Here is a 20,642-nt window from a genome sequence, read left to right as displayed (position 1 = left end):
CCACTATCCTATCCGGCGGCCTGTTGCCAGCAGCACGGCGCCCGCACGCGCATTTGACGTGCCGGCTACGGGACGCGCGGGCGTGAGAGGTTCTCCCTCGCCCTGGTGGGCACCGCACCGCCATGCCGACCGCCGCCCTGCCCTCCTTGCCCGAAACCGCATCGTCGCGGCCCTGCGCAGGCATTTCGCGGCTCACGATTTCGTCGAGGTCGAAGCCGCCGCGCTACAGGTCTCACCCGGCAACGAGGCCCACCTCTCGGCCTTCGCCACCTCTGCCATCGGCCATGACGGTGCCGCCTCCCCGCTCTATCTCCACACCTCGCCGGAATTCGCCTGCAAGAAGCTGCTGGCCGCGGGTGAGACGCGGCTGTTCAGTCTGGCGCGAGTCTTCCGCAACCGCGAGCGCGGCCCCCTGCACCATCCGGAATTCACCATGCTCGAATGGTACCGGGCCGGCGAGGACTACGAGGTGTTGATGCGCGACTGCGCCGACATCCTGGCGCTGGCGGCCGACGAGGCGAAGGTCCGCTCCTTTCGCTTTCGCGGACGGGAATCCGATCCCTTCGCGGCCTTCGAGCGTCTCACCCTTGCCGAGGCGTTCGAGCGCCATGCGGGTATCGACCTGCTGGCGACGATCGAGCCCGGCGGCGGCACGGACAGGAACGGTCTCGCCGCAGCGGTGGCCGCATGCGGCCTGCGTGTGGCGGAAGACGATTCCTGGGCCGACCTGTTCAGCCGCGTCCTCGTCGCCCTCATCGAGCCGAAGCTCGGCGACGGGCGGCCGACCCTGCTCTACGAATATCCCGTGAGCGAGGCGGCCCTGGCCCGCCCCAGCGCCCGCGACCCCCGGGTCGCGGAACGGTTCGAACTCTACGCCTGCGGCGTCGAACTCGCCAACGCCTTCGGCGAACTCACCGACCCGCACGAGCAGCGGCGCCGGTTCAAGATCGAGATGGCGGAGAAGGCACGGATCTACGGTGAGACCTACCCGATCGACGAGGATTTCCTCTCGGCCCTGGCCATCATGCCGGAGGCGAGCGGCATCGCGCTGGGCCTCGACAGGCTCGTCATGCTCGCGGTGGGTGCGCCGCGCATCGACGACGTGATCTGGACGCCCGTGGCGGAGACGCCGGCGGCGAGGGATGGCAACGCGTGAACCGGCCGCTTCCCCGTTCTCTTCCCCGCTCCCTGCGGAACCCCACGCAGCTCGCCGAAGCCGGGCTCGTCTCGGTCTCCGACCTTCCCGCCCTGAAGGCGGTAGCGGCGCGCTACGCGGTTGCGGTGACGCCGGACATGGCCGAACTCATCGACCCGTCCGATCCCACCGACCCCATCGCCCGCCAGTTCCTGCCCCGCGTGGAGGAACTGGCGACGCGTCCGGAGGAGGATTCGGATCCTATCGGCGATGCGGCGCATTCGCCGCTGCCGGGTCTCGTCCATCGTTATCCCGACCGGGTGCTGCTGAAGCCGCTCCACATCTGCCCGGTCTATTGCCGCTTCTGCTTCCGCCGCGAGATGGTGGGGCCGGAGGGACTCGGCACCTTGAGCGAGGACGAACTCTCCGCCGCTTTCGCCTACATCGCCGACCGGCCGGAGATCTGGGAGGTGATCCTCACCGGCGGCGATCCGTTCGCGCTCTCGGTCCGCCGGCTCGGGCAGATTGCCGAGACCCTTGCCGCCATTCCGCACGTCAAGGTGCTGCGCATCCATACCCGCGTGCCGGTGGTCGAGCCCGCCCGCGTGGACGACGATCTCGTCGCGGCCCTGAAGCGCTTCGGCGGCGCGGTCTTCGTCGCGCTCCATGCCAATCATCCGCGCGAGTTCACGCCGGCCGCGAGAGGCGCCATCGCCCGCCTCGTCGATGCCGGCATCCCGATGGTGAGCCAGACGGTGCTGCTCGCCGGAATCAACGACGACCCGGAGACCCTCGCGAGCCTGATGCGGGGCTTCGTCGAGAACCGGGTGAAACCCTACTATCTTCATCAAGGCGATCTAGCGCCGGGCACCGGCCATCTGCGCACCGGATTGGCGGCGGGGCGCGACCTGATGGGACGCCTGCGCGGACGCTTGTCCGGCCTTGCCCAGCCGCTCTACGTCCTCGACATTCCCGGTGGCCACGGCAAGGTGCCGGTGGGGCCGTCCTATCTCGCAGCCGACGAATCCGGCTGGCGGGTCACCGACCCGCAGGGGCTGGAGCACCCCTACCCGCCGGATGCGGACGGACCGGACCGAGATTGACCCGCGCGCGGGGAATCGTCCGGTACATACGAGGCTTCAGGGTCCAGACATGTTCTTTCCGCTCTCGAAACTGATCTATTTCGTGATCACGCCGTCGAACTTCTTCATCCTGATCGGGCTCGTCGGCTGCGTCCTGATGTTCGGTGGGTGGACGCCGCGCCTCGGGCGCGGGCTGGTCCTCCTCGGTTTCGCCGGGCTCTTTCTCGGTGGTCTCCTGCCCCTCGCTGCCTGGATCACCCTGCCCCTCGAGAACCGGTTTCCGCGCTTCGCGGACGACGGCGCACCAGTCACGGGCGTGATCGTGCTCGGTGGCGCGGTCGAGACCCAGACGACGCTGGCGCGAGGCCAGCTCTCGGTCAACGATGCCGGCGAGCGCCAGATCGCCTTCGCGGATCTCGCGCGCCGCTACCCGCAAGCGCGGCTCCTCTTCTCCGGGGGCAGTGGCTTGCTCGGCACCGACGGGACGTCGGAGGCCGAGATCGTCAGCCGCTTCGCCGATACGCTCGGGCTGCCGCGCACGCGGATGATCTTGGAGGACCGCTCGCGCAACACTCACGAGAACGCACGTTTCTCGGCCGATCTGGTCAAGCCGGTGGCGGGCGAACGCTGGCTGCTGGTCACGTCCGCCTGGCACATGCCCCGCGCCATGGGCTGTTTCCGGCAGGCCGGTTTCGACGTGACGGCCTATCCCGTCGATTACCGCACGATGGGATGGGGCGACGCCTGGAAGCTGAAAAGCTTTGCATCCGACGGACTGCTGGTCCTCGATCTCGTGGTCAAGGAATGGATCGGGCTGATCGTCTATCGGCTCGCCGGCTACACCGATGCGGTGCTGCCGGCGCCGCATACGACGACCGACTGATCCCTTCGCGGCGGCGCGGCTCAGGCTTCCCCGGTGGCCTGGGGGGGCATTCCGAGGCGGTAGATCCCGCGAAAGTCGTCCGGGTCGGCCACGGGCCTGCCCTTGCGCAGGATGGCGATGCGGCCCTCCTTGGTGAGGCGCACGGCCATGCGGCGAACCGGCTGCATCAGCGGGCTCCAACCATCCGGATGCGGCCCGCCGAGATGACGCGCGACTTCCGATGGGCAGACGGTCTTGCCCTCGCCCCGCTCGGCGACGAGGCGGAGGATCGATTCGCCGATCTCCTCCTCGCTTACGGATTTGCGCTCTGTGCTCATGACTCGGTGTCCTGCAGGGTGGCCTCGTCGTCCTCGTTGAGGAGGATGGCGCGGATGTCGGAGGTGAATTGCCGGCGCCACATGACGCAGATGACGGCCGTGGTGGCGATGATCAGGAACCAGGCATTCACGAACCAGCCGAGATAGGCCAGCGCGAAGAGGAAGGCGCGCTGTCCTTTCGCGAAATGGCTGCCGGCGGCGATGTTCATGGCGGCGGCCCGCCTTGCGGCACGGTCCATGTCGCTTTTCGGGGCGCCGGTGCCCTTGGGAGGCACTGCGCCGATGAGGATCGCGCCGTAATTGAACAGACGGTAGGCCCAGGCGAATTTGAAGAACGCGTAGACGAAGACCATGGCGAGGCCCGCCACCTTGATCTCCCAAGTGACGCGCGTGGCGATGGCGCCGAAGGGCAGCGCGCCGAACAGGGTGAGCACGTCGTCGCCGGAGCGGGACAGGGTCAGCACGCCGCCGAGCGCGATGAGCGAGGTCGAGGCGAAGAAGGCCGTTCCGTTCTGGAGCGAGGCGTTGATCGTGGTGTCGACCACCCGGTTGTCGCGGACGGTGAGCTGGCGCGACCATTCCTCCCGCTGGCGGTTCATGATCTGGCTCAGACTCGTGCGCCGACCGCGCATCCGCGCCACCGCTATGCCGTAGCCGGCCCAGGCGGTGACGAAGTAGAGAAGGCCGGCAATGTCGAGCGGCGAGAAATCGGCGAGGGTGAACGGGTGCTGCATGGGCTCTGATCGCTTCCCGGCTGTGGCCGACCGGAACCCGGTCTCACCGGTCCGGCGCCGTCCCGCCTGCGGCGCGGACCATAGGGCATCGGCCCGATCCTTGGGAAACGAATCTCTGACGACGAAGGATCGGAGAAATCCGTTGTCGCAGCCGTCGGTAGAAGGTGATCACGTTCGCAGGATGCGAAATCCCGCATCGGGAGGATTGGCCGCGTCGACCGCCTCGACCGAAGACACGACGGCATCGGCGGGACCCAGCCGGCAAACTTCGATCATGGCGGCAACGGCGTCGGACGGTCCGCTGAACCGGGCTTCCACACCGCCATCCGCGCGGTTGCGGACATGCCCGTTCAGGCCGCGACGTTCCGCTTCTCGCGAGGTCCAATACCGGTAGCCGACGCCCTGCACCCGGCCACGTATGACGACATCGACGGTTCGGATCGTATCCAGGGCAACACTCCTCGTACGAAGCGCCGCGAGCGGCGCGGCATCGTTTCAAACCTTCGCTCGCCTCAATTCCGCGTCGTCCGCAGCCAGCGGCGCATCTCCGCGATGTAGGCGGGCGGTAGCGAGGCGGCTTCTGCAGCCGCCAGCACCGGCTGAAGATAATCGGGCCTCGGAGCACCCGGAACGGCGCTGCACCCAAGATAGATCAGGGCGCGTTTCACCCCGGTCGAGGTCGTCACCGGCTGGTAGGCCTTGGTGTAGAGCCGCCCGGCGACCCCCTCGTAGCGGTCGAGGGCCGGCACGTCGGCAAGGGCCAGATCCCACAAGACGCCCCAGACGGTGGAGGCGGGTGCCCGCACCACCGAGGCATAGCCCTCCCGCATGATGATGAAGCGATGCCGGTTCAGCCGGGCCGTGCCGAGGCAGGTCGAGCCGGGGCAGCGCGCCGCCATCGCGGCGGCATCCATGTTGGCGCCGTAGGAAAAGTAGAGGGGCATGGGCTGGATGACCGGATGGGAGTGATCGAGCGTCCGGGGCGCTCCTTCACCCTCGACCGGGCGCCCCTCCTCCAATGCCCCGCCCCGGAACGGTGAAGCGGCTGCGGAGCCCGGATTGGTCCGGCCGAGGGAGCCAAGAAGCTCTCGGGCCCGCGGGGTGAAACGATGCCCACCCCGTGGGTCCGGACGACAACGCTCTCAGGCGAATTCGATGATGACCGCGTCCACGGCAAGGCTGTCGCCTTCCTTCGCAGCGATCTTGGAGATCGTGCCGTCACGCTCGGCGCGCAGGACGTTCTCCATCTTCATCGCCTCGACGATGGCGAGGGGTTCGCCGTTCTTCACCTCCTGGCCTTCCTTCACCAGGATGGCCTTCACGAGGCCGGGCATCGGGCAGAGCACCTGCTTGCCGGAGCCGGCATTCTCCTTGACCGGCATCAGGGCGGCGAGTTCCGCCTCGCGCCGGGTGAAGACCCGAGCCTCGGCCGCCGCGCCGCCGTGCTGGAGCGCCACGCCGTTGAGCAGTCCGCGGACCTGGATGGCGACGCGTGCGCCGCCGATCTCGCCCGACCAGACCGGCTCGCCCGGGCGCCAGTCGCTCTCCACAGTCCAGGTCTTGCCGTCCTCGGCCGTGACGACGAGCTGGTCGCCGAGATCGTCCACCGTCACCGGGTAGGACTGGCCGGCGAGGATCACGACGCGGTCGCGCTCGAAATGGAGCAGGGCCGGATCGCGCATCTGGCCGGAGATGCCGCGCTTGCGGGTATTGAGCTTGTGGTCGATGGCCGCCGCCGCCGCCGCCATGCGCTGGGCGATCTCGCCCTTCGGCTCCGGCGCCACGAAGCCCTCCGGGAACTCCTCGGCGATGAAGCCGGTGGAGATGTTGCCCGAGCGCCAGCGCGGATGCGCCATGAGGGCCGACAGGAACGGGATGTTGTGGCGGATGCCGTCGATGGCGAAGGAATCCAGAGCCTCGCCCTGGGATTCGATCGCTTCGGCGCGGGTGGGAGCCCAGGTCACCAGCTTGGCGATCATCGGATCGTAGTGGATCGCGATCTCGCCGCCCTCCTCCACGCCGGTATCGTTGCGGACGATGGCGTTGCCGAAGGGCCCCTCTTCCGGCGGCTGATAGGTGGTCAGGCGGCCGATGGAGGGCAGGAAGTTGCGGGTCGGGTCTTCGGCATAGACGCGGCTCTCCACAGCCCAGCCGTTGAGCTTCACCTGATCCTGGGTCAGCGGCAGCGCCTCGCCGTAGGCCGAGCGGATCATCATCTCCACGAGGTCGAGGCCGGTGATCATTTCGGTGACCGGATGCTCGACCTGGAGACGGGTGTTCATCTCGAGGAAGTAGAAGGACTTGTCCTGGCCGGCCACGAACTCGACGGTACCGGCCGAATCGTAGGAGACGGCCTTGGCGAGCGCCACGGCCTGCTCGCCCATCTTCTTCCGGGTCGCCTCGTCGAGGAGCGGCGACGGCGCTTCCTCGATGACCTTCTGGTTGCGGCGCTGGATCGAGCATTCGCGCTCGCCGAGATAGATGACGTTGCCGTGCTTGTCGCCGATCACCTGGATCTCGATGTGGCGCGGATCGGTGATGAACTTCTCCACGAAGACGCGGTCGTCGCCGAACGAGGACGCGGCCTCGGACTTGGCGCGGGCAAAGCCCTCGGCGACTTCGTTGGACGAGAAGGCGATGCGCATGCCCTTGCCGCCGCCGCCGGCGGAAGCCTTGATCATCACCGGGTAGCCGATCTCGTCGGCGATGGTGACGGCGTGTTCGGGACTCTCGATGACGCCGAGGAAGCCCGGCACGGTGGAGACGTTGGCGGCCGACGCCGCCTTCTTCGATTCGATCTTGTCGCCCATGGCGGCGATGGCGCCGGGATTGGGGCCGATGAAGACGATGCCGGCCTCGGCCAGCGCGCGCGGGAACGCCTCGCGCTCGGAGAGGAAGCCATAGCCCGGATGGACCGCCTGGGCGCCGGTCTGCTTGCAGGCCTCGATGATCTTGTCGATGATCAGGTAGGACTGCGCGGCCGGAGCGGGGCCGATATGCACCGCCTCGTCGGCCATTGCCACATGCACGGCGTCCCGGTCGGCATCGGAATAGACGGCGACCGTCTTGATACCCATCCTGCGCGCGGTCTTGATGATGCGGCACGCAATCTCGCCGCGATTCGCAATCAGGATTTTCTCGAACATCTGTCCAGGCACTCTGGTGAAGCAGGAAAGGTCACGAGCGCCGTCGCGCTCAAGCTCGTTCCCGTTAAAGCAGTTGTGCGGCTTCGCAAAGCTGGGCCAATGAAGGATTGTTCATGCGCTGCGCCGGGGCGCATGTGTATTCAAAATCATGGGGGATGGTGACCACACGGCGGCGCAGCGGTCGCGCCGGTCCGCCTTGGGCCGATAGAGCGAGTCGTTGGCCCGGCGGACCCGTTCCGAAAGGCCCATTTCAGGCCGCGTCGAGCAGTTCGGCGACGGGGGCCGAGGTGGAATCCTCCGCATGGACGCGCCGGTGCGCGCTGCCGATGGCGAAGGCCACGAGGATCTCGTGGCTGGTCTCGGCCTCACGCACGATCTCGAAGGCGATGCGGGCAGCGAGGGGGGTCGGTCCGGCATCGCTGCGCAGGGAGCCGACGAGCCAGCGGGCGATCTCGATATCGACGTAGCCGGTGGGGCGCTCGCCCCAGACGGCGAAGTTCACCACCGCGGCGCTGACCAGATCGGCATAGGAGGGGGCGCTCCGCGGCACCGCCCGGTCGAGGGCGATGAGCATGTCGGCTTCGTCCGCGTGCGAGATGCCGTCCGGGAGCACGTCGCGGCCGAGGATCTCCACGTCCGCGGCGGTGATGCGTCCGGCGGCGACGACACGGTTACAGAAAAGCTGAAGCGAACGGTTGATCATTGGTTGATGCCTCCCCGGCTTTATTTGCGCCGGTCTGTGTTTCTGCATGTCGATGACTATGCAGGAGGCACCCGTTCAAGAAGTTAACGGCCAAATCTGAATCAACGTTCAGGTTAAAGCCTACTCACGAATGAGCCTTTCCGAAACGTATCACTGGACTTCGGCTCCGTCGTTTCGACGGCGGAGCCGGGAACCTGGTGCCGCTTCAGCGGACTACGACTTTGGCGCCGATCGGAACGCGCTCGTAGAGATCGACCACGTCCGCGTTGAGCATGCGGATGCAGCCCGAGGACACGGCCTGACCGATCTTCTCCGGCTCGTTGGTGCCATGGATGCGGAACAGCGTGTCCTTCTTGCCCTCTGCGAGGTAGAGCGCACGAGCTCCGATCGGGCTGGTGGGGCCGCCTTCCAGGCGCTTGGGTAGTTCCGGCCGGCGGGCGATCATCTCCGGCGGCGGGTTCCAGTCCGGCCACTCGCCCTTGCGGTCGACATTCGCGGTACCGGCCCAGGCCATGCCTGCATGGCCCACGGCCACGGGGTAGCGCATCGCCTTGCCGTCCGGCAGAACGTAATAGAGGCGGCGCTCTTTCGTCACCACGATGACCGTGCCGGGCGGCTCGTTCGTCCTGTAGTCCACGGTCGCCCGCGCGATCTTCGGATCGACCGTGCCCTGTGGCGCCTGTTTCAGCCATTCCTTGTCGCGGGCCTCCCCGGTCAGGGCGGCGGGCTGGGTGAGCGCCGCATGCGCGGTCGGCGGGTTCTGGGGGGCATTCGCCGTCTGCGTGTTGCAGGCGCCGAGGGCGAGGGCGGACAGGATTGTCGCGCCGCCGAGGGAGCGGCGCAGTATGTTCCGACCGGACGGGCTGAACGACCAGGGCGTGGATGACCAAGGCATGGACGACATGGGATATTGTGCCTGTCTCGAGGCCGGAGGGCTTCGAAGAATGTGGTTGATGGATTATGTCGCCATCTAACTCGCAGACCCGCCCGCGCGTAATCTCGCCGCTCTGAACCGTGGCGCATTTGCATCGTATGTTGTGCTCAAAGCACAGTCGGGTCGGGTGGGACGACGAAGATCGTTCGGAGGGATGAGCGTGACGACCCTGTACGTAAGCCACCCCTCCGCTCTGGATCACCAGATGCCCGAGGGGCACCCGGAGCGGGCGGACCGAATCCGGGCCGTGGAGGCCGCTCTGGAGAAGGAGCGGTTCTCTGGTCTACTGCGCGAATCGGCGCCCCGTGCGGAGACGGAGACCGTCGCCCTGGCCCATCCCGTTCCGTATGTGGAAGCGATCATCGCGGCCTCCCCGCGATCCGGCTACGTCCAGATCGATTCGGATACGCTGATGTCGCCGGGCACCCTCGACGCGGCCCTGCGCGGTGTCGGCGGCGCGGTCCATGCCGTGGACGCGGTGATGAGCGGGGCGTGCTCCAACGCCTTCGTTGCCATGCGGCCGCCGGGCCACCATGCCGAGCGCATTCAGGCGATGGGCTTCTGCCTGTTCAATTCCGCTGCCATCGCCGTTCGCCATGCCAGGGAACGCCACGGAGCCAGCCGCGTGGCGCTGGTCGATTGGGACGTCCACCACGGAAACGGCTCGCAGGACATCTTCTGGGACGATGCAGCGGTGATGTATGCCTCGACCCACGAGATGCCGCTGTTTCCCGGAACGGGCGCGGTGGGCGAGCGCGGCACCCACGATACCATCGTCAACGTGCCGTTGCGGGCGGGCGACGACAGCGGGATCTTCCGCGAGAAGTTCGAGAAGGGGGTTCTCTCCCGTGTCTCCGCCTTCGCTCCGGATCTTATCGTGATCTCGGCGGGCTTCGACGCCCACCGCCTCGATCCGCTGGCCAGCGTGGAACTCGACGAGGCCGATTTCGGCTGGGCCACCCGGAAGCTCATGGACATCGCCGACAAGCATGCCGGCGGCCGGATCGTCTCGGTACTGGAGGGCGGCTACAGCCTTGACGGTCTCGCCCGCTCCGTGACCGCCCATATGGATGCGCTGACGGGGCGGTGAGGATGCCTCACACGTCCAGCGGCACGTCGCCCAGCAGATCGATGCCGAAGCCCGATAGCCCCACATAGGAGCGAGACGAGGTCGCGAGATTGCGGATCGAAACGATGTCGAGGTCGCGCAGGATCTGGGCGCCGAGCCCGACCTCGCGCCATTGCCGCACGCGCTGAGCTTCCGCCCCCTCCTCCGCATAGGAGGAGAGCGGCACGCCGGCGGTGCCGTCGCGCAGGTAGACGAGGACGCCGCGTCCCTCCTTGGCGAAGCGCCGCAGCACACAATCGATCGACTTGCCGCCGCCGATCACGTCGGCCACCACGTTGGAGCGATGCAGGCGCACCAGCACGTCGCGCCCGTCGCCGATATCACCGTGAACGAAGGCGAATTGCTGCACCGTCTCGAACGGGGTCGTGTAGGCAAAGCCGGTGAGGTCGCCGAACTCCGACTTCACCGGGAAGGTCCCGACCCGCTCGACCAGCTTCTCGCGGGCCTGACGGTAGGCAATGAGGTCGGCCACCGACACCCGCTTCAGCCCGTGCAACTCCGAGAAGGCCGTGATCTGCGGCCCCTTCATCACCGTGCCGTCATCGTTGGCGAGTTCGCAGATGACGCCCACGGGCGGCAGCCCGGCAAGCTTGCACAGGTCGACGGCCGCTTCCGTGTGCCCGGAACGCATGAGGACACCACCATCCTTGGCGATGAGCGGGAAGACGTGGCCGGGGCGGACGAAATCGGATTCGCCCATATTGCCGTTGGCGAGCGCCCGCACCGTGTTGCAGCGCTGCTCGGCCGAAATGCCGGTGGTCAGCCCATGCTTCACGTCTACCGTGACGGTGAAGGCGGTGCCCAGGGGCGCATCGTTGGAGGCGACCATCGGGTCGAGGCGCAGGCGCCGCGCCTCGGCGCGGGTCAGTGGCGCGCAGACGATGCCGCAGGTGTTGCGGACGATGAAGGCCATCTTTTCCGGCGTGCAGAGGGAGGCCGCGACGACGAGGTCGCCCTCGTTCTCGCGATCGTCGTCATCGGTGACGACGACGATCTCGCCGCGGGCATAGGCCTCGATGGCCTGCGTGACGTGGGTATGGGGCACGGGATATCTCTTGGAATTCGCTGGGCGGATGGGCTGCGGCGCGCCGGGTCACCCCCGCGTCCCGACCTGCCCCCGATGACGCAGATAGTGATCGGCGAGCACACACGCCATCATCGCCTCGGCGACGGGGACGGCGCGGATGCCGACGCAGGGATCGTGGCGGCCCTTGGTGACGAGGTCGACGTCGCGGTTGTCGGCCGTCACGCTCATGCGCGGCGTCAGGATCGAGGAGGTCGGCTTGACCGCGAAGCGGCAGATCAGCGGCTGGCCGGTGGAGATGCCGCCGAGGACGCCGCCCGCATGGTTGGCGAGGAAGGTCGGTGCGCCGGCATTGCCGGAGCGCATCTCGTCGGCATTCTCCTCGCCGCGCAAAGCCGCCGAGGCGAAGCCGTCGCCGATCTCGACGCCCTTCACCGCGTTGATCGACATCATTGCGGCCGCGAGATCCGCGTCGAGCTTGCCGTAGATCGGCGCTCCGAGGCCCGGCGGCACGCCTTCGGCGACCACTTCGATGACGGCGCCTATGGACGAGCCGTCCTTGCGGATACCGTCGAGATACGCTTCGTAGAATTTGGCCGTCTCGGCATCGGGGCAGAAGAACGGGTTGCGTGCCACCTCGTCCCAATCCCACCGCGACCGGTCGACCGCATGCGGTCCCATCTGCACCAGGGCGGCCCGGATGACGATGTCGGCCGGCAGGACTCGCCGCGCGATGGCCCCGGCCGCCACACGGGCGGCGGTCTCGCGGGCCGAGGAGCGCCCGCCTCCCCGATAATCGCGGATGCCGTATTTGGCGTCGTAGGCGTAGTCGGCGTGGCCGGGCCGATAGCTGTCGCGGATTTCGGAGTAATCCTTCGAGCGCTGGTCGGTGTTCTCGATCTCCAGGGCGATCGGCGTGCCGGTGGTCAGCTGGACGCCGCCGGTGCGGTCGTCGGCGAACACCCCCGACAGGATGCGGACCTGGTCGGCCTCCCGGCGCTGGGTGGTGAAGCGCGACTGTCCGGGCTTGCGCCGGTCGAGCTCCGCCTGGATGTCCGCCGCCTCGATGGGAATCCCGGGCGGGCATCCATCCACCACGCAGCCGAGGGCCACCCCGTGGCTTTCGCCGAAGGTGGTCACGCGGAAGAGATGTCCGAAAGTGTTGTGCGACATGGTGTGGGACGCTCTAGCGCGGGTTTCGGCTGAGGGCAAAGCACCGGGCTCAAGCGTCCGGCCGCGCTAGCACCCCGCCGGTCATCGCCTCCCGCACGCCCGTGGTCGACGGGAAGGTGATCGGCAGGCCCTTCAACGAGCGCACGGCGAGATGCGCGAAGGCCTGGGCTTCGAGATAGGCCGAGGACCAGCCGATGGCGTCGGCCGTCGTGATCTCGGCACGCAGGTGGTAGTTCAGAAGCCGCACCAGCTCGCCGTTGCGGGCGCCACCGCCGGCCACGATCCAGCGCGTGGGGATCTCCGGCGCATGGTCGAGGGCGCGTGCCACGGCGCGTGCGGTGAAGGCGGTGAGCGTCGCCGCCCCGTCCTCGGTGGAGAGCTGGCCGGCGAGCTTGTGCGAGAACCAGTTGCGGTCCAGCGATTTCGGCGGTCGGCGGAAGAAGAACGGGTGCGTCAGCAGCCAGGCGAGGAGCGGCTCGTCCGGCCGTCCCCTCGCCGCCGTGCGTCCGCCATCGTCCAGGGGGCGGCCGGTGCGCTCGCGCATCCAGTCGTCGATGAGGGCGTTGCCCGGCCCGGTATCGAAGGCGATGACGTCGCCGTTCGAGGCGATGAGGGTGGCGTTGGCGACCCCGCCTATGTTGAGGATGCCCAGCGCTCCCTCGAACCCGGCGGCCTTGGCGAGCGCCTTGTGGAAGACCGGCACCAGGGGCGCGCCCTGCCCGCCCGCAGCGATGTCGGCGTGACGCAGGTCCGACACCACCGGAATCCCGAGACGGCGGCTCAGCGCGGCGCCGTCGCCGATCTGCACGCTCATGCGCTGGTCGGGGCGATGGACCACGGTCTGCCCATGGAAGCCGATCACGTCGATGTCAGCGGCGCTCAGGCCGCTGGCGGCAAGGAAGGCCTCCACCGCCTCCGCATGGGCCGCGGTGACGAAGGCCTCGGCCTCGGGCAGGCAGCCGGGCCGGTCCTCGCGGGCGACGACGGCCTCGGAATCGGACAATGCCCGGCGGAGCAACTCGCGATCCTCGTCGGTGTAGCCGCGATAGCCGGTGGGGCCGAGGGGTTCGAGATAGCCGTTATGGCTGCGGACGACCTTCACGTCCTCGCCGTCGGTCTCGATCAGGGCGACATCGACTCCGTCGAGGGAGGTGCCGCTCATCAGGCCGATCGCCCGCATCATGGTCATGCCGTTTACGCCCCGTGCCTTCCGCGGTGAGCCCTGCTAAGAGCCGCGCATCACTTGACCTGCTGCTATCACGCCGGCGTTTCTCCTGTCCCGCGCCGCGACCAGTCGAATCCGGAACCCCGCATGTCCACCGCCACGCCGAACCAGCCCGAGACCTTCGCGCCCAAATCCGACTTCGTGCGGGTTCTGTCCGAGCGTGGCTACATCCACCAGGGATCGGACCTTGCCGGGATCGACGCGGCGGCGCTGGAAGGCCGCCTGACGACCTATGTCGGCTACGATTGCACGGCGGCGTCGCTTCATGTGGGCCATCTCCTCTCGATCATGATGCTGCACTGGCTCCAGGCCACGGGGGGCACGCCGATCACCCTGATGGGCGGCGGCACCACCCGCGTCGGCGACCCGTCCGGCCGGGACGAGTCGCGAAAGATCCTGACGCTGGAGCAGATCGAGGAGAACAAGGCCGGCATCCAGAAGACGTTTTCGCGGTTCCTGACCTTCGGGGGCGGCGGGAACGGCGCGACCATGGTCGACAACGCCGAATGGCTGACCAAGCTCAACTACATCGAGATGCTGCGCGATATCGGCCGGCATTTCTCGGTCAACCGCATGATGTCGATGGACAGCGTGCGGATGCGGCTGGAGCGCGACCAGGAACTGTCGTTCCTCGAATTCAACTACATGATCCTGCAATCCTACGACTTCGTCGAGCTCAACCGGCGCTACGGCTGCGTGCTGCAGATGGGCGGGTCGGACCAGTGGGGCAACATCGTCAACGGCATCGATCTCGGCCGACGGATGGGCACGCCGCAGCTCTACGGCCTAACCTGTCCCCTGCTCACCACGGCGTCCGGCGCGAAGATGGGCAAGACAGCGGCGGGCGCGGTCTGGCTCGATGCCGGGATGCTGAGCCCGTACGATTACTGGCAGTTCTGGCGCAACACCGAGGATGCCGACGTGGCGCGCTTCCTCAAGCTGTTCACCCTGCTGCCCATGGACGAGATCGCCCGGCTCCAGGCGTTGCAGGGCGCCGAGATCAACGAGGCCAAGAAGGTGCTCGCCACCGAGGCGACCGCCCTCATGCACGGACGCGAGGCGGCCGACGCGGCCTCCGAGACCGCGCGCAAGACCTTCGTGGAAGGCGCCGTGGCGCAGGACCTGCCGAGCGTCACCGTCGCCCGCTCCATCCTGGAAGCCGGTCTCGGCGTGCTTTCGGCCTTCGGCCCCGACCATGCCAGGCTCGTTCCCTCCACCAGCGAGGCACGGCGCCAGATCAAGAGCGGCGGGTTGCGTGTCAACGACGTGCAGATCACCGACGAGAAAGCGCTGCTGACGCCGGCCGACCTCACCCAGGATGGCGTGGTGAAGCTGTCCTTCGGCCGCAAGAAGCACGTCCTTCTCAGGGTCGGGTGAGGCGACGGCTGGGGGAGCGGAACCTCGATCGGGGATTGCCGATCACGGGTTTCGAAAGCGTAGCGTGTCTCCGTCGCCCTCTGCGGGGGAAGGTGGCCCGCGAAGCGGGTCGGATGAGGGGCCCCCTGCGTTGTTTGGAGAGGCAGCCCCTCTCCCGCCTGCTCCGCAGAGCTACGGCATTCCCACATCTCACGGGCTGCTCGGGCTCCCTCTCCTGGAAGGAGAGGGAGCCCGTCGCGCCTCATCTCGAACGCTCGAGCGTATGGGAACAGCCGCCCAGGAGATGTGTGAATTCAGCAGCCCGCAGAGTGAGTGAAGTGGCCGGCCACTTCAGCGTTCTGTCTCTCCGGCGGACGTAGCGCTAGGCAGGCCGTCATTGCCACCAGCGCTGAACAGCCGGCGCAGGATGCCGGGCGCCAGGACGGAGAGCGGGTTCACGCTCACGTCCGGCTTCGACAATCGCCCCGAGACCCGGAAATTCAGGGCGAACAGGCCTTCGTTGTTGCCCCCTCCGAGAAGCTGCCCGAACAGCGGCAGTCGCGAGACGACGTTGTTGAGGCCGTAGAGGGGGACGAAGGTGCCGTTGATGTCGGCCCGTTCCTTGGCCGTGTCGAGATAGCCGCTCATGGTGAAGCCCATGGCGGCGTTGGAGATGGCGGCGTCGGTGAAGTCGACGCGGCTGCCGATGCGGGTGAAGTTCGCCCGCAGGCGGTCGAAGCTCACATCGTTGCCGGCGTTCTGGATGATCTGCTTGCGGCCCTTGGCATCCACGACCTCGCTGGTCGCCGGACCCTGCGCCATGATGCTCGACAGGGCCGGCTCGTTGCGCAGCACGAAGTCGCGGATCTGAACCACGCCGGTCTGGGGCCCGTCGCCGAGGGTGCTGCCGAGGACGAGCCGTCCGCCATACATGCGCTTGTAGATGTCGACGAAGCGCAGGGTCGCGCCGGCATCGGTGGTCTCGATGTTGATCGAGGGATCGCCCCGCCCCGAGCGGGACACCACCGCCGAGAACCCGGCTCCGTTGAAGCGGCCCTGGAGACGTCCCGAGCGGAAGTCCTTGCCCTTCATCGAGAGCTTCGCGCTGGCGCCGGTCAGCGCCTCGCCGTTGAAACCGGTGATGATGCCCAAGCTGATATCGGCCTCGATCTCCTTGGATGGGTCGCGGCCGCTCTCCTTCGCAGCCTTGCCCTCCGGTCCCCCAAGCGATTTCAGGAAGGGTCGCGCATCGGCCACGGCTCCCTTCACGCCCACCTTGTAGAGGTTGCCGCTGCGGTCGATCTGGATGCGCATGTCGTCGCCGGGCGAGAGCTTGAAGCTCGAGAGGTCGGCCCGGTCGAACTGTCCGTCCCCGTTGATGGCCGCCGTGCCGCGCGCGCTGGCGGTGCCGGCGTCGAGGACGATGTCGCGCAGGTCCATCGCCCCGCCGGGGCTGACCTCGGTCATGACGAAGCCCACGCGCCCAGGCTTGCCGGCGGGTTTGACGAAGCCGGGGATCAGGCCGTCGATGGAGGCCCGGGTCAGGTCCGCTTCCATGCGGATGGGGGAGCGGGCCGGGCTTCCCTTTCCGATGGCGAGGTTGATCTTCAACGGGATCGGCCCGGCGAGTTGCGGCGCCACCGGCAGGCCTCGCCTCGCCCGCAGGGCCTCGTCGAGGAGGAGCGTCGCGTTGACCTCGCCCGGCGCGCCCGCTTTCGGCTGGCGCAGGTCGAGGGTGAGCGGCGAGCCGAGTACCCGCCCGTCACCCTTGAGAGTGAAGCCGCCGCGCTCGTAGGCGACGGCAAAGCGGCCGCTCTCCAGCTTCTCCTTGCCGAAGGCCTTCTCGACGGCGAGGTCGCTCAGGGTTCCCGTGAGGCTTACGGGCAGGTCGGGAAGGTCGGGAATGCGCTTGAGGTTGAGCGGGAAGTCGATCCGCAGGTCGGCATTCCCCTTGACCGAGGCCGGGTCGATCTCGACCCCGGTGAGGTTCTTGAACATCTTGGTCTGAAGCAGGGCGACGAGAGCATCCGCCCCGCCGCCGAGCTTGAGGCCGATCTGGGCGATGACGGTGTCCGGCGTGATCTTCGGGATCACGAAGGATCCGTCCGTGATGAACAGCGTTCGGTCGTCTGGCATCCGGACGTCGGCGGTGACGCCACGGATGTTGGTGGTGAGGCCGGTGATGGTCCCCGTCACACGGCCGCGGCTCAAGGGCGGAGCGCCGTCGCTCACCACCAGCGTCGCATTGGAGACGGCGAAGTCGATATGGATGGCGCTATCCGGCATCGGCTCGCCGCGCGTGGCGGCGGCGAGCTCGCTGCCGCTCATGTCGACGGTGATGTCGACCTTGTCCACGAGGCCGCCCTGGAGGTTGTCCACCAGATACTCGCGGGCGGGAGGAGCGATATGTTCCGGCCACAGGCGCAGGGCCATCCGCCCGTCGGTATGGGCCGCGGTGATGTTGAGGGTCAGGCCGCCCTCATCTGCGTTCGTGTCCACCGTGCCCGTGACCCGGCCGGTGGCTCCCCCGGCACCGGCGACGGTGAACTCGTCGATGGACAAGCCGCCGTCGCGCCCCGTGACATGGGCCGAAAGGGCGTCGAGCTTGACCGGTTTGTCCGATCTGGCTGCACCCCGCAGGATCGCGTCTTTGCCCGCGAGGGCTAGGGTCCAGGCCGTGGGACCGCCTACCGGGCTCGCGGTCCAGACACCGGCGAGATGAACCGCGTTGCCGGCTCCGAGATAATCGATGCTGTCGAGATTCAGGACCCGCCTTGCCTCGTCCCAACTGACCGAGGCGGTCAGGCTCTCGATGGTGACCGGGTTGAAGTCCTTTTCCTCGATGAGGAAATTGCCGTCGCTGGTCTTCACCGTCGCTTTCAGGGTCTCGACCCGGCCGTTGTCGAGGCCGACCTCCGCCTTGGCCGACACCTTCAGGTCGGTCTCGATCGGCAGTTTCGATTGGCCGGAGAGGAGAAGCAGATCGGTGACCGGCAGGTCGTCCAGGGTGATGATGCCGTTGCGCTTTCCCTCCCCGCCCTCGTGCAGGTCACCGCCGAAGCGCCATTCCCCGTGGGGTCCGTTGATACGCAGTTCGAACACGCGGGAATCCCGCACCGCGTCACGTCGGAACAGCCCGTTCACATGCTCGAACACGCCGCGCTGGCGCGCGTCGTCGTCGATCAGGGTCAAGCGGCCATTGGTGATCCGTGCCCGGTCGAGGGCTCCGACCACGCCGGCGGGATCGAGGACGATGCCGAAGATCGAGGCGACGGCGGCCGAGATCGGCGACGAGGTTCCCCGGGCGCTGTCGACGCTGGGCAGGGTGTGGGGTTCCGCCGCGGCATGGGCCGGATCGGAACCGGCGAAGGCGATGGACCCGTCCCGGTGGACGAGTGCGGTCATCTGCAGGTCGCGGAACTCGATGGCCCTCGGCTGTACCGCGAGGCGCAGCAGTCCCCAGGTATCCAGGCTCACCACCGCCATGGGAGCACGCAGGACGAGGGCACCGTCTGGATTGTGGATGTCGAGACCGGCGACCTGAAGCGCCAGGGAATTCTCGGAATCAAGCTCGATGGTGCTGTCGCGCAGGTCCACCCGCCAGCCGGGCCCGATACTGCCAGCGATGGCCGAGGCCACGCGCTCGGACATGCCGTCGATGCGCAAGGGACCGTTGGTCAGACGCCAGACCACGCCGGACACGGCGAGCATCAGGGCGACCACGAGAACGAGCGAGCACCATAGCAGCGGGCGCCGCCGCCGGGGCGACCTGCCCCGTCGCAAACCTGTGGCCGTGTCCTGATTCATCGATCCTTGAGCCGCTGGATCGGACGGGCCGCTCACGCTATCGAGCGGGTGTCCGGGATTCGGGGTTGCCTTGACCCGGCAATCTTTCGGTCCTCAGCCGAGGGGTTACCTGCACCCCTCGATCAACGCCTCTTGTGGCACACTATCAATCGGCCGAAAGGAAGGCACCATGCCTCTCGACACCGGAGATCACGCTCCCGCCTTCACATTACCGGGCGCGGGCGGTGAAGAAATCAGCCTCGGCGGGTTCGAGGGTCGTAAGGTCGCACTCTACTTCTACCCGAAGGACGATACCAGCGGTTGCACTCTGGAGGCGCAAGGCTTCAACGCTCTCGGCGCCGCCTTCGGGGAAGCGGATACCGTGGTGGTGGGCGTCTCCCCGGATACGGTGAAGAGCCACGACAAGTTCCGGGCGAAGTACGATCTGACGTTCCCCCTCGCCTCCGACGAGAGCAAGGCGATGCTCGAGGCTTATGGCGTCTGGGTGGAGAAGAGCATGTACGGCCGGAAATACATGGGGGTGGAGCGCACCACCGTGCTCATCGACCGAGAGGGGCGCATCGCCCGCATCTGGTCGAAGGTAAAGGTGCCCGGCCATGCGGAGGAGGTTCTCTCCGCGGCGCGTGCGCTCGCCTAAGGCCGCTGCCGCACGCGTCTCGCGCATCGGATTTTGCGCTTCGTTAACCCTGATCCCCTCCAATGGCGGGAGTTGGAGTGGGGTTGGCCCGGATGCGTCTCTCGTTTCCCATCGCTGGAGGGATGCGCCTGCCGAACGTCGGACGGCGCCTCGTTCCGGCCCTTATCTGTGGCCTTGCGATCGCCACGCTCTGGGCCGGTGCCGCCACATGGTACCTCGTGTTCCACGACGAGGTCCTGGCCCGCTTCGTATCCCAGCAGACTGCCCTGCAATATGCCTACGAGGAGCGGATCGGAGCCCTCCGGCTGCAGCTCGACCGGGCGACGATGGAGCATCTCGCCACGCGCGAGGGATTGGCCGCACGGATGGCCGATCTGTCCCAGCGCCAGGCCGCGATGGAGAAGCGACAGACCCAGCTTTCGCTCCTCGCGGGCGAGGCGGGGCGCCCCGCCGCGATGGCCGACAGGATCGCGGCGGACGATCTCGCCGAGACCGGGGCGCTCGGTTACGCGAGCCCAATCACTGATTCGGTCGCCAAAACTCCAGCCAAGCCGGCGCCAAAACCCTTTCCGACGCCTGACGCTTTCGAACTGCGCTCACGCGACGGCGCGCCCGGCCGCCAATCCATGCGAGAGACCGAGCAGGTTCTGGCAGGGCTGGAACAGCGCCTCGATCGTCTGGGCGCGCACCAGATCCAGACCCTCGACGGGTTGGGTGTGCGCGCGATCCGTGGCTCCCAGCGCCTGCGCGACATCGTCATCCGGGTCGGTCTCGACCCGCAGCGTTTTGAACGGCAGCGCGATGCGGGGATCGGCGGGCCGCTCGTGCCGCTCGCCACCGATCCGTTCGGCCTCGCGGTGGGACAGGTCCAGCGGGCTCTGGGCGAGGAAGCGCATCTCCGACGGATCGCCTCCGCCCTCCCCCTCCGGCGGCCCCTGTCCGGGGATTACAGCCTATCGAGCGGGTTCGGCCCTCGCCTCGATCCCTTCACGCGCGGGCTCGCTTTGCATACCGGCCTCGACATGAAGGCCGAGTTCGGGGAAAGCGCCCGCGCCACGGCGGCCGGGCGGGTAACGGTCGCCGATTACAACGGCGGCTACGGCAACATGGTGGAGGTCGATCATGGCAACGGGCTCGTCACCCGCTACGCCCATCTCTCCTCCATCGCGGTGGGCGCCGGACAGTGGGTCGATGCCGGGGCGTCCATAGGCCGCGTCGGGTCGAGCGGACGCTCCACGGGAAGCCACCTGCATTACGAGACCCGCATCGACGGCGAGCCCGTGGACCCGCAGCGCTTCCTGCGCGTCCTCAGCGAATCGGACGCGAAGTTCCTGGACGCCCGCTAGGGATCTCACCC

At 67.7% G+C, this 20,642-nt stretch carries 18 protein-coding genes; 7 read left to right on the top strand and 11 right to left on the bottom strand.

What is annotated here, in order from left to right:
• Nucleotides 1-82 precede the first annotated feature (82 nt).
• The 3 genes from epmA to K368_RS0113510 are packed head-to-tail and all read left to right on the top strand — an operon-like array spanning nt 83 to nt 3,100.
• Nucleotides 83-1,156: an EF-P lysine aminoacylase EpmA gene (gene epmA, locus K368_RS0113520; protein WP_027172876.1), complete on the top strand. Its 1,074-nt coding sequence runs from the start codon at nt 83-85 to the stop codon at nt 1,154-1,156.
• Nucleotides 1,153-2,238, top strand: coding sequence for a lysine-2,3-aminomutase-like protein (locus K368_RS0113515; protein ID WP_027172875.1), 1,086 nt, complete (start codon nt 1,153-1,155; stop codon nt 2,236-2,238). The genes epmA and K368_RS0113515 overlap by 4 nt, the downstream gene beginning before the upstream one ends.
• Before the next feature lie 49 nt (nt 2,239-2,287).
• Complete coding sequence (locus tag K368_RS0113510) at nt 2,288-3,100, top strand: YdcF family protein (protein ID WP_027172874.1); 813 nt, start codon at nt 2,288-2,290, stop codon at nt 3,098-3,100.
• A gap of 20 nt (nt 3,101-3,120) precedes the next feature.
• On the opposite strand, the gene K368_RS0113505 is transcribed toward K368_RS0113510, so the two are convergent.
• The 7 genes from K368_RS0113505 to K368_RS0113475 all read right to left on the bottom strand — a co-directional run bounded on the left by K368_RS0113505 (nt 3,121) and on the right by K368_RS0113475 (nt 8,904).
• Nucleotides 3,121-3,417, bottom strand: coding sequence for a DUF3253 domain-containing protein (locus tag K368_RS0113505; protein ID WP_051439873.1), 297 nt, complete (start codon nt 3,415-3,417; stop codon nt 3,121-3,123).
• Nucleotides 3,414-4,151 carry a DUF599 domain-containing protein gene (locus K368_RS0113500; RefSeq protein ID WP_027172872.1) on the bottom strand — a complete coding sequence of 246 codons (738 nt, stop codon included), beginning with the start codon at nt 4,149-4,151 and terminating at the stop codon, nt 3,414-3,416. The genes K368_RS0113505 and K368_RS0113500 overlap by 4 nt, the downstream gene beginning before the upstream one ends.
• A gap of 168 nt (nt 4,152-4,319) precedes the next feature.
• Nucleotides 4,320-4,601 (bottom strand): acylphosphatase, encoded by a 282-nt coding sequence (locus K368_RS0113495; RefSeq protein WP_027172871.1) that lies wholly within the window; start codon nt 4,599-4,601, stop codon nt 4,320-4,322.
• 62 nt (nt 4,602-4,663) lie between these two features.
• Nucleotides 4,664-5,095 carry a gamma-glutamylcyclotransferase gene (locus K368_RS0113490; protein ID WP_027172870.1) on the bottom strand — a complete coding sequence of 144 codons (432 nt, stop codon included), beginning with the start codon at nt 5,093-5,095 and terminating at the stop codon, nt 4,664-4,666.
• A 198-nt stretch (nt 5,096-5,293) separates the two neighbouring features.
• Nucleotides 5,294-7,297, bottom strand: a complete 2,004-nt coding sequence (locus K368_RS0113485) for an acetyl/propionyl/methylcrotonyl-CoA carboxylase subunit alpha (protein ID WP_027172869.1) — start codon at nt 7,295-7,297, stop codon at nt 5,294-5,296.
• Between the two features lie 250 nt (nt 7,298-7,547).
• On the bottom strand, nt 7,548-8,000 hold the full coding sequence (locus tag K368_RS0113480) for a hypothetical protein (protein WP_027172868.1): 453 nt from the start codon (nt 7,998-8,000) through the stop codon (nt 7,548-7,550).
• Between the two features lie 205 nt (nt 8,001-8,205).
• A complete protein-coding gene (locus K368_RS0113475; protein ID WP_245259575.1) occupies nt 8,206-8,904 on the bottom strand; it encodes a L,D-transpeptidase in 699 nt (232 codons plus the stop codon).
• A 184-nt stretch (nt 8,905-9,088) separates the two neighbouring features.
• Between K368_RS0113475 and K368_RS0113470 the strand changes: the two genes are divergently transcribed.
• Nucleotides 9,089-10,024 (top strand): histone deacetylase family protein, encoded by a 936-nt coding sequence (locus tag K368_RS0113470; RefSeq protein WP_197031016.1) that lies wholly within the window; start codon nt 9,089-9,091, stop codon nt 10,022-10,024.
• A gap of 7 nt (nt 10,025-10,031) precedes the next feature.
• On the opposite strand, the gene ribB is transcribed toward K368_RS0113470, so the two are convergent.
• Genes ribB through K368_RS0113455 form a run of 3 tightly spaced genes read right to left on the bottom strand, consistent with a single transcriptional unit; the run spans nt 10,032 to nt 13,449 of the window.
• The gene (gene ribB / locus K368_RS0113465; protein ID WP_027172865.1) at nt 10,032-11,108 is read right to left on the bottom strand and encodes a 3,4-dihydroxy-2-butanone-4-phosphate synthase; all 1,077 of its coding nucleotides are present in this window, start codon (nt 11,106-11,108) and stop codon (nt 10,032-10,034) included.
• Nucleotides 11,109-11,156: 48 nt separating this feature from the next.
• On the bottom strand, nt 11,157-12,260 hold the full coding sequence (aroC, locus tag K368_RS0113460; RefSeq protein ID WP_027172864.1) for a chorismate synthase: 1,104 nt from the start codon (nt 12,258-12,260) through the stop codon (nt 11,157-11,159).
• Nucleotides 12,261-12,309: 49 nt separating this feature from the next.
• Entirely contained in the window at nt 12,310-13,449 is a 1,140-nt protein-coding gene (locus tag K368_RS0113455) for an anhydro-N-acetylmuramic acid kinase (protein ID WP_027172863.1), read from the bottom strand.
• Between the two features lie 123 nt (nt 13,450-13,572).
• Here K368_RS0113455 and tyrS point away from each other — a divergent pair, with 123 nt between their 5' ends.
• Complete coding sequence (gene tyrS, locus K368_RS0113450) at nt 13,573-14,862, top strand: tyrosine--tRNA ligase (RefSeq protein ID WP_027172862.1); 1,290 nt, start codon at nt 13,573-13,575, stop codon at nt 14,860-14,862.
• Between the two features lie 330 nt (nt 14,863-15,192).
• Here tyrS and K368_RS0113445 read toward each other — a convergent pair whose 3' ends face one another.
• Nucleotides 15,193-18,648 carry an AsmA-like C-terminal region-containing protein gene (locus tag K368_RS0113445; RefSeq protein ID WP_027172861.1) on the bottom strand — a complete coding sequence of 1,152 codons (3,456 nt, stop codon included), beginning with the start codon at nt 18,646-18,648 and terminating at the stop codon, nt 15,193-15,195.
• Between the two features lie 169 nt (nt 18,649-18,817).
• Between K368_RS0113445 and K368_RS0113440 the strand changes: the two genes are divergently transcribed.
• Together K368_RS0113440 and K368_RS0113435 are read left to right on the top strand one after the other, a co-directional pair.
• The gene (locus tag K368_RS0113440; RefSeq protein ID WP_027172860.1) at nt 18,818-19,285 is read left to right on the top strand and encodes a peroxiredoxin; all 468 of its coding nucleotides are present in this window, start codon (nt 18,818-18,820) and stop codon (nt 19,283-19,285) included.
• 122 nt (nt 19,286-19,407) lie between these two features.
• The gene (locus K368_RS0113435; RefSeq protein ID WP_027172859.1) at nt 19,408-20,631 is read left to right on the top strand and encodes a M23 family metallopeptidase; all 1,224 of its coding nucleotides are present in this window, start codon (nt 19,408-19,410) and stop codon (nt 20,629-20,631) included.
• The last annotated feature ends 11 nt before the right edge of the window (nt 20,632-20,642 follow it).

It is taken from the genome of Methylobacterium sp. 10 (genome assembly GCF_000519085.1).
Lineage (GTDB): Bacteria > Pseudomonadota > Alphaproteobacteria > Rhizobiales > Beijerinckiaceae > Methylobacterium.
Note: the sequence above shows the minus strand (reverse complement) of the source record. Positions and strands in the feature narration are given on the sequence as shown.